Source organism: Actinomadura sp. NPDC023710, from assembly GCF_040639875.1.
Taxonomy (GTDB): Bacteria; Actinomycetota; Actinomycetes; order Streptosporangiales; family Streptosporangiaceae; genus Spirillospora; species Spirillospora citrea.
The window spans coordinates 201,805-215,421 of sequence record NZ_JBFAGB010000005.1 but is presented as its reverse complement, the minus strand read 5'-3'; the positions used below and the strand labels follow the sequence as shown (position 1 = coordinate 215,421).

12 protein-coding genes are annotated in these 13,617 nt (G+C 71.9%); 5 read left to right on the top strand and 7 right to left on the bottom strand.

Translation table 11 applies throughout. The annotated features are described in order from the left end of the window. Positions 1 to 86: 86 nt before the first annotated feature. From AB0H37_RS08330 to AB0H37_RS08315, 4 genes are all read right to left on the bottom strand, one after another. The gene (locus tag AB0H37_RS08330) at positions 87 to 1,370 is read right to left on the bottom strand and encodes an ABC transporter permease (RefSeq protein ID WP_360611951.1); all 1,284 of its coding nucleotides are present in this window, start codon (positions 1,368 to 1,370) and stop codon (positions 87 to 89) included. An 11-nt stretch (positions 1,371 to 1,381) separates the two neighbouring features. Further along, the gene (locus AB0H37_RS08325; RefSeq protein WP_179833464.1) at positions 1,382 to 2,167 is read right to left on the bottom strand and encodes an ATP-binding cassette domain-containing protein; all 786 of its coding nucleotides are present in this window, start codon (positions 2,165 to 2,167) and stop codon (positions 1,382 to 1,384) included. Between the two features lie 121 nt (positions 2,168 to 2,288). Continuing rightward, the gene (locus tag AB0H37_RS08320; RefSeq protein ID WP_179833463.1) at positions 2,289 to 3,365 is read right to left on the bottom strand and encodes a substrate-binding domain-containing protein; all 1,077 of its coding nucleotides are present in this window, start codon (positions 3,363 to 3,365) and stop codon (positions 2,289 to 2,291) included. Between the two features lie 563 nt (positions 3,366 to 3,928). Next, entirely contained in the window at positions 3,929 to 4,222 is a 294-nt protein-coding gene (locus tag AB0H37_RS08315; protein ID WP_179278877.1) for a hypothetical protein, read from the bottom strand. Between the two features lie 200 nt (positions 4,223 to 4,422). Between AB0H37_RS08315 and AB0H37_RS08310 the strand changes: the two genes are divergently transcribed. Together AB0H37_RS08310 and AB0H37_RS08305 are read left to right on the top strand one after the other, a co-directional pair. Continuing rightward, the gene (locus AB0H37_RS08310; protein WP_179833462.1) at positions 4,423 to 5,016 is read left to right on the top strand and encodes a hypothetical protein; all 594 of its coding nucleotides are present in this window, start codon (positions 4,423 to 4,425) and stop codon (positions 5,014 to 5,016) included. 54 nt (positions 5,017 to 5,070) lie between these two features. Next, positions 5,071 to 7,593: a M14 family zinc carboxypeptidase gene (locus AB0H37_RS08305; protein WP_360611950.1), complete on the top strand. Its 2,523-nt coding sequence runs from the start codon at positions 5,071 to 5,073 to the stop codon at positions 7,591 to 7,593. Between the two features lie 54 nt (positions 7,594 to 7,647). Here the strand turns inward: AB0H37_RS08305 and AB0H37_RS08300 are convergent, their stop codons facing one another. Then, positions 7,648 to 8,322, bottom strand: coding sequence for a hypothetical protein (locus AB0H37_RS08300; RefSeq protein WP_360611949.1), 675 nt, complete (start codon positions 8,320 to 8,322; stop codon positions 7,648 to 7,650). 101 nt (positions 8,323 to 8,423) lie between these two features. On the opposite strand from AB0H37_RS08300, the gene AB0H37_RS08295 reads away from it, so the two are divergent. Continuing rightward, the gene (locus tag AB0H37_RS08295; protein ID WP_329093841.1) at positions 8,424 to 9,494 is read left to right on the top strand and encodes a hypothetical protein; all 1,071 of its coding nucleotides are present in this window, start codon (positions 8,424 to 8,426) and stop codon (positions 9,492 to 9,494) included. On the opposite strand, the gene AB0H37_RS08290 is transcribed toward AB0H37_RS08295, so the two are convergent. After that, on the bottom strand, positions 9,495 to 10,082 hold the full coding sequence (locus AB0H37_RS08290; protein ID WP_360611948.1) for an HAD family phosphatase: 588 nt from the start codon (positions 10,080 to 10,082) through the stop codon (positions 9,495 to 9,497). Positions 10,083 to 10,207: 125 nt separating this feature from the next. Here AB0H37_RS08290 and AB0H37_RS08285 point away from each other — a divergent pair, with 125 nt between their 5' ends. Beyond that, positions 10,208 to 10,876 carry a TetR/AcrR family transcriptional regulator gene (locus tag AB0H37_RS08285; RefSeq protein WP_179833457.1) on the top strand — a complete coding sequence of 223 codons (669 nt, stop codon included), beginning with the start codon at positions 10,208 to 10,210 and terminating at the stop codon, positions 10,874 to 10,876. Here the strand turns inward: AB0H37_RS08285 and AB0H37_RS08280 are convergent. Further along, a complete protein-coding gene (locus tag AB0H37_RS08280) occupies positions 10,873 to 12,999 on the bottom strand; it encodes an MMPL family transporter (RefSeq protein ID WP_360611947.1) in 2,127 nt (708 codons plus the stop codon). The two genes, AB0H37_RS08285 and AB0H37_RS08280, sit on opposite strands and share 4 nt — an antisense overlap. A 277-nt stretch (positions 13,000 to 13,276) precedes the next feature. Here AB0H37_RS08280 and AB0H37_RS08275 point away from each other — a divergent pair, with 277 nt between their 5' ends. After that, positions 13,277 to 13,507 carry a hypothetical protein gene (locus AB0H37_RS08275; protein ID WP_329093848.1) on the top strand — a complete coding sequence of 77 codons (231 nt, stop codon included), beginning with the start codon at positions 13,277 to 13,279 and terminating at the stop codon, positions 13,505 to 13,507. Positions 13,508 to 13,617 lie beyond the last annotated feature (110 nt).

Below are 13,617 nucleotides of genomic sequence, written 5' to 3'. Positions count from 1 at the left end.
GCCGGTGGGGCGGGCCACCGGCTCCCGGGCGTTTCCGGCCGCGTTCACGGGGTCACCGTGTTCACGGGGTTACCGCGTCCACGAGGTCACCGGCCGGTACTGGACCGGCGGCGCCTCGCCAGGGCGTCGATGCTCGCGGCGAACAGCAGCACGACCCCGGTGATGAGGTAGCTGAGGTACGCCTTGGTGCCGAGCAGCCCGAGCCCGTTGGCGATGAGCGCGATGACGAGGCCGCCGAGCACGGCGTCGCGTGCCTTGCCGCGCCCGCCGAACAGGCTCGTCCCGCCGATGACCGCGGCGCCCACCGCGTACAGCAGGGTGTTGCCGCCGCCCGCGTCGGTGGCGACCGAGTTGAGGCGGGACGCCGCGACGATGCCGCTGATCGCCGCCAGCGCGGAGGCGATCATGAAGACGGAGATCCGGATGCGGGTCACGTTGATGCCGGCCCGGCGGGCGGCCTCGGCGTTGCCGCCCACCGCGTAGATGTGCCGGCCGTAGCCGGTACGGCCGAGCACGAACGTGCAGATGACGAGCAGGGCGCCGACGAGCAGCACGCCCCACGGGATCCCGCCGAGGGTGATCAGCGGGCTGGGAGCGCGGTCCAGGCTCAGCACGTAGGTGCTGAGCAGCAGCGCGAGCCCGACGACGGCGCACTGGGCGATCACGAAGCCCAGCGGCTTGGAGTGCAGGTTGCGGACGTGCTGGCGGCGCCAGCGCAGCAGCAGGATCGCGGTGTAGGCGATGACGCAGGCGATGGCGAGCGCCCAGCCGAGCCAGATCGGCATGTTCTTGTTCGAGAGCGCCACGACGAAGTCGTCGCGGACGGGCACCGTCCCGCCCTCGCCGATGAGCCACAGCGTGATGCCCTGGAGGCCGAGGAAGAACGCCAGTGTCACCACGAACGACGGGATGCGCAGGAACGCGACCAGCCAGCCGATCACGGTGCCGATGACGACGCCGATCGCGATGGCGCTGAGCACCGCGACGTACCAGGGCTGGCCCGAGTCGGCCATCAGCTTGGCCATCACGGTGGCGCAGACACCGCTGGACACCCCCGCCGCCAGGTCGATCTCGCCCAGCAGCAGGACGAAGACGAGCCCCATGGCGAGGATCGTGATGGGCAGCGCCTGGGTGGCCAGGTTCGCGATGTTGCCCTTGCTGAGGAAGGTCTCCGGCTTCAGCGCCGTGAACAGCGCCACCAGCGCGATCAGTCCGAGGATCGCGGGGAGCGCGCCCAGCTCACCGGCCTTGATCTTGTGCCAGTAGTCCAGCAGCGCGGAGTTCATGTCATGCTTGCGCCGGTCGTTCGAGAAGTCCGAGTCCGCCAGCTTCACGGCGGCCTCCTTGCTTTGGGGGAGGTCAGTGGACATCTGGTCCCCTTTCAGATGCTCTCGGCGGCGGTCTGCGGCGCGAGGCCGAGATCACCGGAACGGCCGGCGGTAATGAGCTCCACGACCTGGCCGTGGGTCACCTCGGAGGTGGCGACGTCCGCGGCGACCCGGCCGAGGTAGAGGGCCGAGATACGGTCGGCCACCTCGAACACGTCGTTCATGTTGTGCGAGATGAGCACGACTGCGTGCCCGGTGTCGGCGAGGCGCCGGACGAGGTCGAGGACCTGCCGGGTCTGGGCGACGCCGAGTGCGGCCGTGGGCTCGTCCAGGATCACGACCTTGGACTCCCACAGCGCCGCCTTGGCGATGGCGACGGTCTGCCGCTGCCCGCCGGACAGGCTCGCCACCTGCTGGCGGACGGACTTGACGGTGCGGACCGAGAGCCGGGCGAGGGTCTCCCTGGCCGCTTCTTCCATGGACGGCTCGTCCAGCACGATGCCCTTGCGCCGCTCGCGGCCGAGGAACATGTTCTGCACGATGTCGAGGTTGTCGGCGAGCGCGAGGTCCTGGTAGACGACCTCGATGCCGAGCGCGGAGGCGGTGCGCGGTCCGTCGACCGAGACGGGCTTGCCCTCGAACTCGATCTGTCCCGAGTCGATGGGGTGGATCCCGGCGATGCACTTGATCAGGGTCGACTTGCCGGCGCCGTTGTCGCCGACGAGGGCCATGACCTCGCCCAGGCGCACGGAGAAGTCCACGTCGTGCAGCACATGGACGGGGCCGAAGCTCTTGTTGAGCCCGGTCAGGCGGAGGACGGGGTCTCCTTTTTCAGCCACGAGTTTCCTTCCAGAGGTTCGGGCGTCTTAGCCCGTGGCGGGCCCCTGGCGTCCCGTATTTCCGGGAGGCCGGGACGCCCTCAGCGGGGGAGGGGCCCGCCACGGAGTCAGCGTCGGGCTCCTACTGGATGCCCGCGTCCTTGCACTTGGCCGCGTACGCGCCCTTGCACAGGTCTTCCTTCTTGACGAACCCGTCGTCCGTGACCTGCTTGATGTTGTCCTTGAAGACGCCGATCGGGGTCAGCAGCACCGACGGCACGTCGCGCTTGCCCTCCGGGTCGTTCGTCGTCCCGTTGGTCTCGCCCTTCTCACCCTTGATGAGGGACACGGCGAGCTTGGCGGCCGCCTCGGCCTCCTGCTTGACCGGCTTGTAGACCGTCATGCACTGGTTGCCGTCGAGGATGTTCTGCAGCCCCTCGAGCGTGGCGTCCTGACCGGTGACGGAGACCTTGCCGGCCTGCTTGTTCTTCTTGAGGATCGAGATGACCGCGTTGCCGATGCCGTCGTTGGCGGCGACCACACCGTCGATCTTGCCGCCCTTCTCGGTCCACATCTGCTCGAAGATCGTGGCGGCCTGCTCGGCCTTCCAGTCCGGCACGGCCTGCTCGGCGATCTTCTTGTAGGAGGTCGCCTTGTCGAGGATGTTGTGGGCGCCCTTGGCGAACAGCGTCGCGTTGTTGTCGGTCGGGGCGCCGTTGAGGTAGGCGATGTTGGCCGACTTGTCACCGAGGCACTTCTGCAGGCCCTTGCCGAGCTCCTCGCCGACCTTCACGTTGTCGAAGGAGACGTAGTAGTCGGAGACGCCGCCGAGGGCGAGCCGGTCGTAGTCGATGGTCTTGACGCCCTGCGCCTGCGCCTTGCGCTGCACGGCGGCCGCCGAGTTGGAGTCGATGCCGTCCAGGACCAGGACCGTGACCCCGCTGGTGAGCATCTGGTCGGCGATCGTCTGGAAGCGCTGGGTCGAACCCTCGGCGTTCTGGATGTCGTAGGCCACGCCGGCGGCCTTGAAGGCCTGCTCCAGGTACGGCCGGTCAAAGCTCTCGTACCGGACGGAGGAGGTCGTGTCGGGCAGGATCACGCCGACCTTGCCCTTCGAGCCAGAGCCGCCCGAGTCGTTGGAGTCGCCGTCCCCGCACGCGGTGAGGCTGAGCGCCGCCGCCGTCGTGACGGCCAAGAAGCTGAGGATCCCCTTGCGCATTGCCCGGGTCCTTTCTGGGGGGTGGCCGCCGTGCGGCCGGGGGGGTGGTAGCCAATGTCGTGAGCGAGATCACCCGCTCCGACGGGAATGTTGTGTCCCGCAACTTACGTCGCGCATGTCCGTCGCGCCAGACTTCGGGCTGATTTCATTTGTTGTCGGCGGTAACAATCATGTAACACGAGATCAACACGGGTGGAACACGAGGGGTACCGCGAGGACGGCGGGAGGGCGCCGGTCACCGCGCGGGCATGCTCGGGCGGACCCGCGCCGGCGTAAATGTTTCGTGCGTCAACATTCACCGCGACCCGGCGTCAAGACACGCCTCACCCCAGCGGTCGCGGCTTGCCCGAGGTGCGCTACGGGCAGGCCCGTGCCAAGCCACGACCCGAGGTGTCACAAGCCGGGGCGCACGCCAAGCCGGGCCGCGCCGCAAGGCTTGACACAGGCCGGGCCGCGCTCCGGGGCAGCGATCTGCGGCGGTGGGCGGTCCGGGCGGTGCCGGAGGTCAGGCGCGTGCCGTGGTCCGGGTGGGCCCCGGTTTGGGCGGGGCCCCGATCAGCCGATCAGGCGGACAGGACGCGGGCGACGCGGTCGGCCGCGGCTGCGGCGTCGGCGGCGGGCGCGATGCGCTCGGCCCACGACCACCAGTACCACCAGCCGTCCGCGCCCTGCTCCGCCAGGATGTTCTCCGTCAGTGCGGCGGCGTCGGGATTCATCACGTGCAGGCTGGGCGACTGGCCGCGGGGCAGGGTGAGACGCACCCGGAGGCCGCGCTTGACCAGCTCCTCGCCGAGCTCTTCCAGATATTCGATCCGCGTCTTCGACGGCGCGGCTGTTCCCGTATCGTCAGGCGTCATCCTTGTTTCCTCACGGACTCCGTGCGGCCCGACGTGCGACTCAGCCTCCCTCTTCGCCCGCCCGGGCGCAAGCACCCCGGCCTGCCGGCCGCGAGGTGAGCGGGGCGGGGCCGCGAGGGCGGACCGCGTTTCGGAGGTCGACCGGACCCTATCCGGGATATCTTGCGCTTGGCAGATGAACCGGCACATGGGGGCTGACGATGACGGTGGACGCGGGTGCCCAGCCAGGTTCCGGGCCGTCCGCCGCGCCGGTCCGCGGCGCCGCGCGGACGTGGCACCGGTTCCACTACGCGGTCGGCGTGTTCGTCATCGCCTACGGCGTGGCGGCCCTCGCGAGCGCGGCGGCGCTGTGGGGCGACCGGCTGGACGAGATGGAGGGCTACTTCGGGTCCGGACCGGCCACGGGGATCCTGGTCCTCGCCAAGGCGGCCGAGGTCCTGCTCGTGCTCGCCGCGGTGGCGGGCGTGGTCCTGCGCCGCGACCTGCTGCTGGTCCCGCCGGTGGCGGGCTGGATGGCCGGGTTCGCGATGTTCGCCGTCCTGGACGTCTTCACGGGCAGGTGGGGCGGCCTCGTCGAGCACCTCGCCTATCTGGCGGCGTTCGTCGTGCTGCTCTTCCTCTCCTACGGCCTGAGCGCGAAGGCGCAGCTGGCGAGGGCGCCGAAGGGCCCCGCGCCGGACGGGTCCCCGCGCGGTCCGAGCGGCCTGACCTGGACGCAGGAGTTCGCCCTCCAGGCCATCAACCGGGCCGCCGCCCTCACCGGCCCGCGAACGCGCCCGGACAAGCGCGACTGATCTTGGCAGAAGTTGCCGTTGGTGGCGCACCCGGCGGGTGCCACGTTGTGGCTCATGAGAGCCCGAAAACTGGCGCTGCCTGTGGTGATGGCCGCGTCCCTGGCGGTCCCGGCGTCGCTCGCCGCGCCCGCCGCCGCGCTGCCCGCCGCGCCCGCGGCCGGCTGCGACCCGACCCGGACCGCACCGGTCTACCGGGGCAAGGTCCCCTCCCCCGAGCAGGTCCTCGGCTTCGACCTCGGTGAGCGGCCGGTCAGCGCCGCCGAGTCCGACACCTACCTGGAGACGGTCGCCGCCCGGAGCGAGCGCGTCGTGTCCGGGACGTTGGCCACCACCGCGCAGGGACGTCCGCTGAAGTACGCGATCGCCGGACGTCCCGAGCTGATCTCCAAGGCCGGGCTGGCCAAGGTGCGGTGGGAGGCGGGCATGCTGCGCGACCCGCGCACGCCGGCCGCGCTCGCCAAGCGGATCACCGATCGCGGCGTCCCGATCCTGTGGGTCAGCGGCAACGTCCACGGCGACGAGCCGAGCGGCACGGACGCGGCCTTGCGGGTGCTGCGCGACCTCGGCGACCGTGCCGACTGCGCCGCGACGGGGATCCTCGCCAACACGCTCGTGATCGTCCTGCCGACGCAGAACCCGGACGGGCGCACGCTGCAGACGCGGCAGAACGCCTACGGCTTCGACATGAACCGGGACTGGTTCGCGCGCACGCAGCCGGAGACCGACGGCAAGCTCGCGATGCTGAACCAGTACCCGCCCGCGCTCTACATCGACGCCCACGAGATGGGCGGGGACTCGTTCTTCTTCCCGCCGAACGCCGACCCGATCTACCACGAGACGCCCGAGCAGGCGATCGGCTGGATCAACGACCTGTACGGCGCGTCGATGGCGGCCGAGTTCACCCGGCAGGGCATCGACTTCTTCAACAGGGACGTCTACGACCTCTTCTACCAGGGCTACGGCGACACCGTGCCGACCAGCGCCTTCCACGCCGCCGGGATGACCTACGAGAAGGGCGACGAGAGCCCCTACCCGGACCGGGTGAAGGAGCAGTACCTCACGCAGTGGGTGTCGCTGTCGGCGGCGGCGCGCAACCGGCACCGGATCCTCACCGAGTGGCGCCAGATGACGGTCGACGCCTACGCGCAGGGCAAGGCCGGGAAGCTGGAGCCCAACCAGATCTACAACCCGCCGAACAAGGTCGACCGCCAGGTGCCGGACCGGAAGGTGCGGAGCTACTTCCTGCGCGACGACGACCCGGCCAAGCGCGCCGAGGTCGCGCTCGTCGTGCGGCGCCTGCAGCGCATGGGTGTGCGCGTCGAGAGGCTCGCCCGGCCGCTGGCCGTCCCGGACTTCAAGGCGTACGGGCGTCCGGAGGCCGCGACGACGCTGCCCGCGGGCACGTACTGGATCTCGATGGCGCAGGGCCAGAAGCACTGGATCCAGTCCATGCTGAACGAGGACTCCTACACGCCGTTCCCGTACTTCTACGACGTGACGGCGTGGAGCCTGCCGCTGCTGGGCAACGTGTCCGGCGGGTCGTCCGGCGCCGTCCTGCACCCGCGGGCCGTCCCGCTGCGGACGGTCCCGGCGCCGCGTCCGGGGCACGAGGGCAAGGCGCCCAGGCTGGGCATCCTGCAGCTGTCGGAGACGTCCTCGTCCGCGCGGCAGTCGGCCGGGTGGCTGAGGCACCGCCTCGACCGCGACTGGAAGCTGCCGTTCACGCTGCTCACTCCGGCGGACGTCGCGGCCGGCAGGCTCAAGGACGTCGAGGTCCTCCTCACGCCGAACGGCCCGGCCGCGTCGGCCCACACGGCGCTCGGCGACGCCGGACGCTCCGCGCTCCAGCAGTGGACGCGGGACGGCGGCCGCTACATCGGCTGGCAGGGCGGCACGGAACTCGCGGCCCGCCTCGGGCTGACGAGCGCGACGCTCGCGGAGCCGACGTCCGACATCCCCGGCACGCTGCTCCGCGTGAAGGTGGACGGGGCGAGCCCGCTGTCGAAGGGCGTCGGTGCGACGGCGTGGAACTTCACGTCCTACGACCCGGTCATGAAGGCGTCGAGCGGCGTCGTCGTGTCCTACCCGCAGGCGGATTCGCCGGACTGGTCCGTGTCCGGGTTCGAGCGCGGCGCGTCCGAGCTGGGCGGCACCGCTGCGGTCGTCGACCAGCCCCTCGGAAAGGGACGGTCCGTGCTGTTCGCGGCCGAGCCCAACTTCCGCGCGTTCAGCGACGGGACGGCCAAGCTGCTCTACAACGCGATCCTCGGCCCCGACCCGGCCAGGGCGGCGGCACCGCAGGCGACCGCGACGACGAAGGCGGCGCAGGAGGCGGCGCAGCTGCCGTCCTACGAGTCGCCGATCCGCGTCTCGGTCAGGGCCGCGGACGCCGCGAAGGCCGAGTCCCTGCTGCGGTCCGCCGGCGCGACGTGGACGCGGAGCGGCGCCGGCGGCGTCGTCCACTACGTGATCGACAACCCGAAGGGCCTGCCGGCGGACCACCACCCGTTCGCCGGACGCCTGCCGTCCCTGATCCGCAAGGCCGGGATCACCCCGGTCGCGGTCGTCCTCCCCTGACCCGTCCCGCGCGGCGCGCCGGCTCGTTCCGGCGCGCCGCGCCCGGTCTCACCCCTATTTCCGAACAAGCCAGGCGATCGCGGTCATCGTGCCGGGCGGGACCTCGGTGAAACCGCCGTCCCGGACCGCGACGGCCGCCTCCTTCACACACCGGTCCCACGGCACGTCCCGCGCCAGGTGGACGGGGGCGCCCGCCTCGACCCACTCCGCCACATGCCGGCGGCGGCCCTGGCGGAGCAGCAGCTGGGCGGCGTGCCCGCACTGGGCGGCGGCCTTCCCCGTCGTGATCGTCACCGCCGGGTTGAGCGCGATCACCGCGTACGGGGGCTCCGGCGGCGCCGGCGGCTCCTGCGCCTCCGCCAGATCGAGGCCCGCGACCTGGAGCTTGGCCAGCTGGGGCGGGACGTCCGACACCGGCCCCGGCGGGAACGCCCGCACCTGGGCACCCGCGTGCCGGACGGTCACGCCGGGCAGCGCCTCCGCCTCCGGCCAGCGGACGCCGCGGGCCCGCCGCGTCACCTTGCGGATCCGGCGCGACTCCCACTCCCGGACGGCCTCCCGCCACTCCCCCTCGGGCTCGGCGGCGCGCGGATCGGTCAGCAGCCGGACGACCGCCGTCGCCGCCGCCTCGCACACCGCGTCGTGACTGGGCGGATCGGCCTTCTCGGCGCGTACCACCAGTTGCATCGCCCACGGCGGGTCGTCCAGGGGGTCATAGTCGGGTCGCACCCCGTGGAGTATTCCAAACCCCGTTCCGCTTCCCGTGAGCGGTAGTGGGTACTGCACCTCTTGCCGTCCCCCGGACGTCGTTCAGGTACGGGAGGTCGCCGGTGACCAGTGGCGCATGGAGTGATTCCCTACCGGGAATCGGGACGTTCTTCGTCGGTATCGACGTCGCCCCCGGCCGCTACCGCTGCGAGGACGGCAAGGGCGGCTGGTGGGTGCGCTTCACCGGCCCCGGCGGGGGCGACCCCGTGGGCTCCTGGCCGCTGCCCGCCGGCCCGACCGAGATCGAGATCGCGCAGACCGACTTCGCGTTCGAGACCCACGTCTCCACGTCATGGCGGCGCATCGCGCCGCCCCGCTCCCCCGAGGACGGCGCCCCGCCCGAGCCGCGGCCGGTCGCCGACCCGGCGCTGCGCGCCGAACTGGACACGATCGTCGCGCGCCGCAAGCCGCTGGTGTGGCTGGCGCCGCTGTCGGTCCTCGCCCTCGGCCTGGTCGGCTCCCCGCTCCTCGGCTCGCTGTGGCTGATCGGGCTCGGCATGCTCGCGGTGCTCGTCGCGCTCGGGACCCCGTCGGTCTCGCTGGACCTGCGGCGCGCCCGGGAGCTGGAGCGCCGCCGCGACCGCTACTTCGTCCCCGAGGACTTCGACGACGACGGCCGCGCCCTGCTCGCCCGCGTCCAGGCGGCCGTCGACGGCGTCCGCGACTCGCAGGTCAACCGCGAGGGCCTGCTGGACGCGGTGGACAACGCCGTCACGCTGCCCCGCCAGGAATGGGAGATCGCGCAGGTCCTGGCGAAGCAGTCGAAGCTGCGCGCGGACCAGGCCGACATGGCCGGCACCGACACGATCCCCGAGGTGGAGGCGGCGCTGCGGCCGCTGCGCGACAAGCTCGACACCTCGGTCGAGGCCGTGACGCGCCGCATCGAGGCCCTGGAGCGCTACGCCGAGCGCGCCAGATCGGCCGACGAGGTGCTCCGCGCCCAACGCCACCTGGAGTCGATCGCGGAGAAGGCCCACGAGTACGACGAACTGCTGGCCGACACCGTCCGGGACGACCTGGCGCTGCCCGCCATCGAACGCCTGACCGAACAGGGCGACGAACTCCTCCGCACCCTCCGCGAACGCCTCGCCCAGGCCGCCGAAGCGGGCGGGGAGCTCCCGCCCCCCTCCTAGTCAGGCGGTGAGGGTGCGGACCTGGGCCGGGGAGGTGAAGAGCTCGGCGCGCATGCCGGTCTCGCGGGCGGCGAGGACGTTGTGTTCGTTGTCGTCGAAGAACAGGACGTCGGCGGGCTTGACGCCGAGACGGCCGGCGCAGATCTCGTAGGCGCGGGGGTCGGGCTTGGCGACGCCGATGCGGCAGGAGTAGACGCGCTCGTCGAAGCGGGAGAGCCAGGCGCCGTGCCGGGCCTCGAAGCGGGGCACCAGGTCACCGATGATGTTGGAGAGCAGCCCTAGCGTGCGCCCCCGGTCGGCCAGCTCGCCGACCAGGGCGACCATCTCCTCGTCGACGTCGGTCCAGCTTTCGAGGTCGGCCTCGGTCAGCGCGGGGACGTCGGGGAACGTGGCGCCGAGCAGGCCCGCGACGTCCGCCCAGTAGGACGCGCCCTCCTGGCCGGCGTCGTAGGCGGGGCGGCAGGCCCAGTAGGCGTCCCAGAACGCCGGGCCGGGCGTCCCGGCGATCTCCTCGATCCGCTTCACCGCCTCGGGCGTCTGGGTGCGGGCGATCACTCCGTACAGGTCGAACACGATCACATCGGGCATGCCCCGAGCCTAATCGGCGCGGCCGGCGGCCCGGGAAACCGCTGTAGCAAGCGCTTGTTGCACGTCGTACGCTGGTCCGGCCGCCGAATCGAGCAAGCGGTTGGGCGACACGGCATAATGAGAGGGTGACGACCACGAGCGCCAAGTCCGGACGATCGAGAACCCGCGGCGCCGGCGAGGACGCGCCCCGCCGCCGCGGCCGCGGAGCCCCCGCGCTGGCGTCCGAACGGCGCGCCCACCTGGTCAGGCTCGCGGCCGAACTCTTCGCCGAGAAGGGTTTCCAGGCCACCACCGTCCGCAACATCGCCGACGAGGCGGGCATCCTTTCCGGCAGCCTCTACCACCACTTCGACTCCAAGGAGTCGATCGTCGACGAGATCCTGTCCGGGTTCTTCACCGAGATCATGGCCGCCTACCAGGCGGTGATCGACGAGAACAAGAACCCGCAGGACACGATCGCCGGGCTCGTCCGGGTCGCGTTCGGCACCCTGGAGCCGCACCGCGCCGCGATCACGGTCATGCAGAACGACTGGAACTACCTGCGGGGCATGGACCGGTTCGCCTACCTGACCAAGTCCGAGGACGAGGTCGAGAAGATGTGGGTGACCACGCTCCAGGCGGGCCAGGCGGAAGGGCTGTTCCGTCCCGACCTCGACCCGAAGCTGACCTACCGGATGATCCGCGACACCGTCTGGGTGGCCGTCCGCTGGTTCCGGCCCGGGGGCCGGCTGAACGCCCAGGGGCTCGCCGAGCACTACCTCAAGGTGATGTTCGACGGCATCAACCTGCACTAGCCCGCAGGCTCGCCCGGTCCGGCCTCGCGCACGGGGCGGGAGGGCAGGATCCGCCGCAACGGCCCGGGGAGCCACCAGTTCGCCTCGCCGAACAGCTCCATCAGCGCCGGGACGAGCACCAGCCGCACGACGGTCGCGTCGATCAGGATCGCGACGCCGAGGCCGAGTCCCATCTGCTTGACGGCGACGTCCGCGCCGAGCAGCACCGACAGGAACACCATCACCATGATGGCGGCCGCCGCGCTGATCACGCGGGCGGTGCGCGACAGGCCGAGCGCGACGGCCTCGCGGGTGGCCACGCCCTCCTCGTAGGTCTCCCGGATGCGGGACACGAGGAACACCTCGTAGTCCATGGACAGCCCGAACAGGATCGGGAACATCATCAGCGGCACCCACGTGGTGACGGGCATGTCCGCCGGGAAGCCGAGCGCGCGTCCCGCCCACCCCCACTGGACGACGGCCGTCAGCACTCCGTACGCCGCCGCGATGGACAGCAGGTTCATCAGGGCGGCCTGCACCGCCACCGTGACCGACCGGACGAGCCCGACGAGCAGCAGCAGCGACAGGCCGACGACCACGGCGATCAGCAGCGGCAGCCGGGTGGAGACGCTCTCGGCGAAGTCGATCGAGGCGGCGTTCGGGCCGCCGACGTGGGCGCGGGCGCCCGTCCCCGCGACGGCGCCGGGGATGACGTCGTCGCGCAGCGTGTGGACGAGGTCGGGCGTCCGCTCGTCCTGGGGGCCTGTCTTCGGGAACGCCATGACTATGGCGGCCTCCCCGTCCCGGCTGGCTCGCGGGGGCTGGACGGCGGCGACGCCCGGCGTCGCGCGGACCGCGTCGGCGATCCGTCCCGCCTCCGCGAGGCCGCCGCCCTCGGTGACGATGATCAACGGCGCGGCGGTCCCGGGCCCGAAGCCCTCCGCCATGATCCGGCTGGCCTGGTAGCCGCTGTGGTCGTGCGGCTGGGTGCTGGAATCCGGCAGGCTCAGCCGCATCGACAGCGCGGGGACGGCGAGGACCAGCAGGACGGCGGCCGCGCACAGCCCGGCGACGACCGGGTGCGCCTGCACGACCCGCGCCCAGCGCTCGGCGAGCGGGCGGCGGGCCCGGCCGAGGCCGGGGACGCGGAGCCGGTCGATGGCGTGCCCGGCGAAGCCGAGCAGCGCGGGCAGCAGCGTCACGGCGGCCAGCATCGTCATCAGCACGGCGACGCCGGCCGCCACCGCCACGCCGTTCAGCAGCCTCTGCTGCATGATGAACAGGCCCATGAGCGCGATCACGACGGTGGTACCGGCGAACAGCACGGCCCGTCCGGCGGTGGTGACGGCGGTGACCGCCGCCTCCTCCGGGCCGGCGCCCGCGTGCATCTCCTCCCGGTGGCGGGTGACGATGAACAGCGCGTAGTCGATGCCGACGCCGAGCCCGATGAGCGCCGCGATGATCGGGCTGAAGGAGGGCGCGGGCAGCAGGTGCCCGAGCAGCATGATCAGCGCGAGCCCGGTGCCGATGCCGAACAGCGCGGTCACGATGGGCAGCCCCATCGCCAGCACCGACCCGAACGCGACCAGCAGGATGACGATGGCGGCGAGCAGGCCGATGCCCTCGGACGGGCCGCCGCCCGGTGTCTCGGCGGCGTCCACCGCCGAGCCCCCGAGGTGTATCCGGACGGGCCCGGAGTCGGCGCGCACGTCGTCCAGGAGCGCGGTCACCTCCGTCTTCGGCATGTCGTCGGACGAGACGTCGAGGCCGCCTGTCGCGAACGCGGTCCTGCCGTCCCCTGAGATCTGGCCGGGCGTCTCGTACGGCGACGACACCGAGGTGACGTGCGGCGTCTCGGCGAGCCTGTCGATCGCCCGCTCGACGCGCGCCTTCACGCGCGGGTCCCGGACGTCGCCGTCGGCGCGCACCGCCAGCGTGATGGAGTCGCCGCTGCGCTGCGGGAAGTGCTCCTCCAGCAGGTCCGACGCCTTCGCCGAGCCGGAGCCGCCGCCGGAGAAGTCGTTCAGGGGCTCGGCGGCGAAGCCGAAGCCGAGCGTCATGACGGCGATCGCGCCGGCGATCCAGCCCGCCAGTGTCAGGCGCCGCCTCCGGTAGCAGAACCGGGCCAGCCTTGCGAGTCTCATGGGTACCGCCTCCGCGGGCGCGCGCTTCCCGCGGACGCGCCGCACCTAGGGGATGTGATTGCGCGCTCAGCGTCCTCTCCGGTTGAGCCCGCGGGCATCCGGCGGACGGTGTCACCTAGGGAGGCCGGCTACATCCACCGGAGTACATCCGGCGCGGTATCCCACGGTCCGAGGGCAGGAAGGCCCATAGTGTGCTTAGTCACGATTTGCGGAGTAGGAGTGACGCCTTGGTCCGTGGGGACGCTGTTACGGGAGAGATCTACCGGGGGAGGGCGGCATGACGGCTCGACAGGGGGCCGCCGGCCGCGACGAGCCGATGCCCGCGGCCCTGCGCGCCGCGACCGCGCGCGCCCTCCAGGAGCAGTTCCCGGGCGTGCGGGTCTGGTACGGCGAGGCGACGGGGTCCTGGTGGGCCATGGTGCCGCTGCGCGATGGCCCGCGGCTGCTGGAGGCGCCGTCCGCGCAGCAGCTCCGCGAGGAGATCATGAGCATCCGGTCGCGGGGGTGAGTCCGTCCCGCCCGTCGCACGGCATCGCCTGGATTTCGCGACGCCCGCAGGGATGAACGCCTGCGGGCGGGGAACGACCGACATCTCGCGAACGACGCGTCTTGCTTCGC

Coding starts and splice junctions, on each gene's coding strand:
- AB0H37_RS08305 (WP_360611950.1), top strand. CDS start 5,071: ATGAGAGCCCGAAAACTGGCGCTGCCTGTGGTGATGGCCGCGTCCCTG.
- AB0H37_RS08320 (WP_179833463.1), bottom strand. CDS start 3,365: ATGCGCAAGGGGATCCTCAGCTTCTTGGCCGTCACGACGGCGGCGGCG.
- AB0H37_RS08290 (WP_360611948.1), bottom strand. CDS start 10,082: ATGCCCGATGTGATCGTGTTCGACCTGTACGGAGTGATCGCCCGCACC.
- AB0H37_RS08330 (WP_360611951.1), bottom strand. CDS start 1,370: ATGTCCACTGACCTCCCCCAAAGCAAGGAGGCCGCCGTGAAGCTGGCG.
- AB0H37_RS08280 (WP_360611947.1), bottom strand. CDS start 12,999: ATGAGACTCGCAAGGCTGGCCCGGTTCTGCTACCGGAGGCGGCGCCTG.
- AB0H37_RS08275 (WP_329093848.1), top strand. CDS start 13,277: ATGACGGCTCGACAGGGGGCCGCCGGCCGCGACGAGCCGATGCCCGCG.
- AB0H37_RS08310 (WP_179833462.1), top strand. CDS start 4,423: ATGACGGTGGACGCGGGTGCCCAGCCAGGTTCCGGGCCGTCCGCCGCG.
- AB0H37_RS08315 (WP_179278877.1), bottom strand. CDS start 4,222: ATGACGCCTGACGATACGGGAACAGCCGCGCCGTCGAAGACGCGGATC.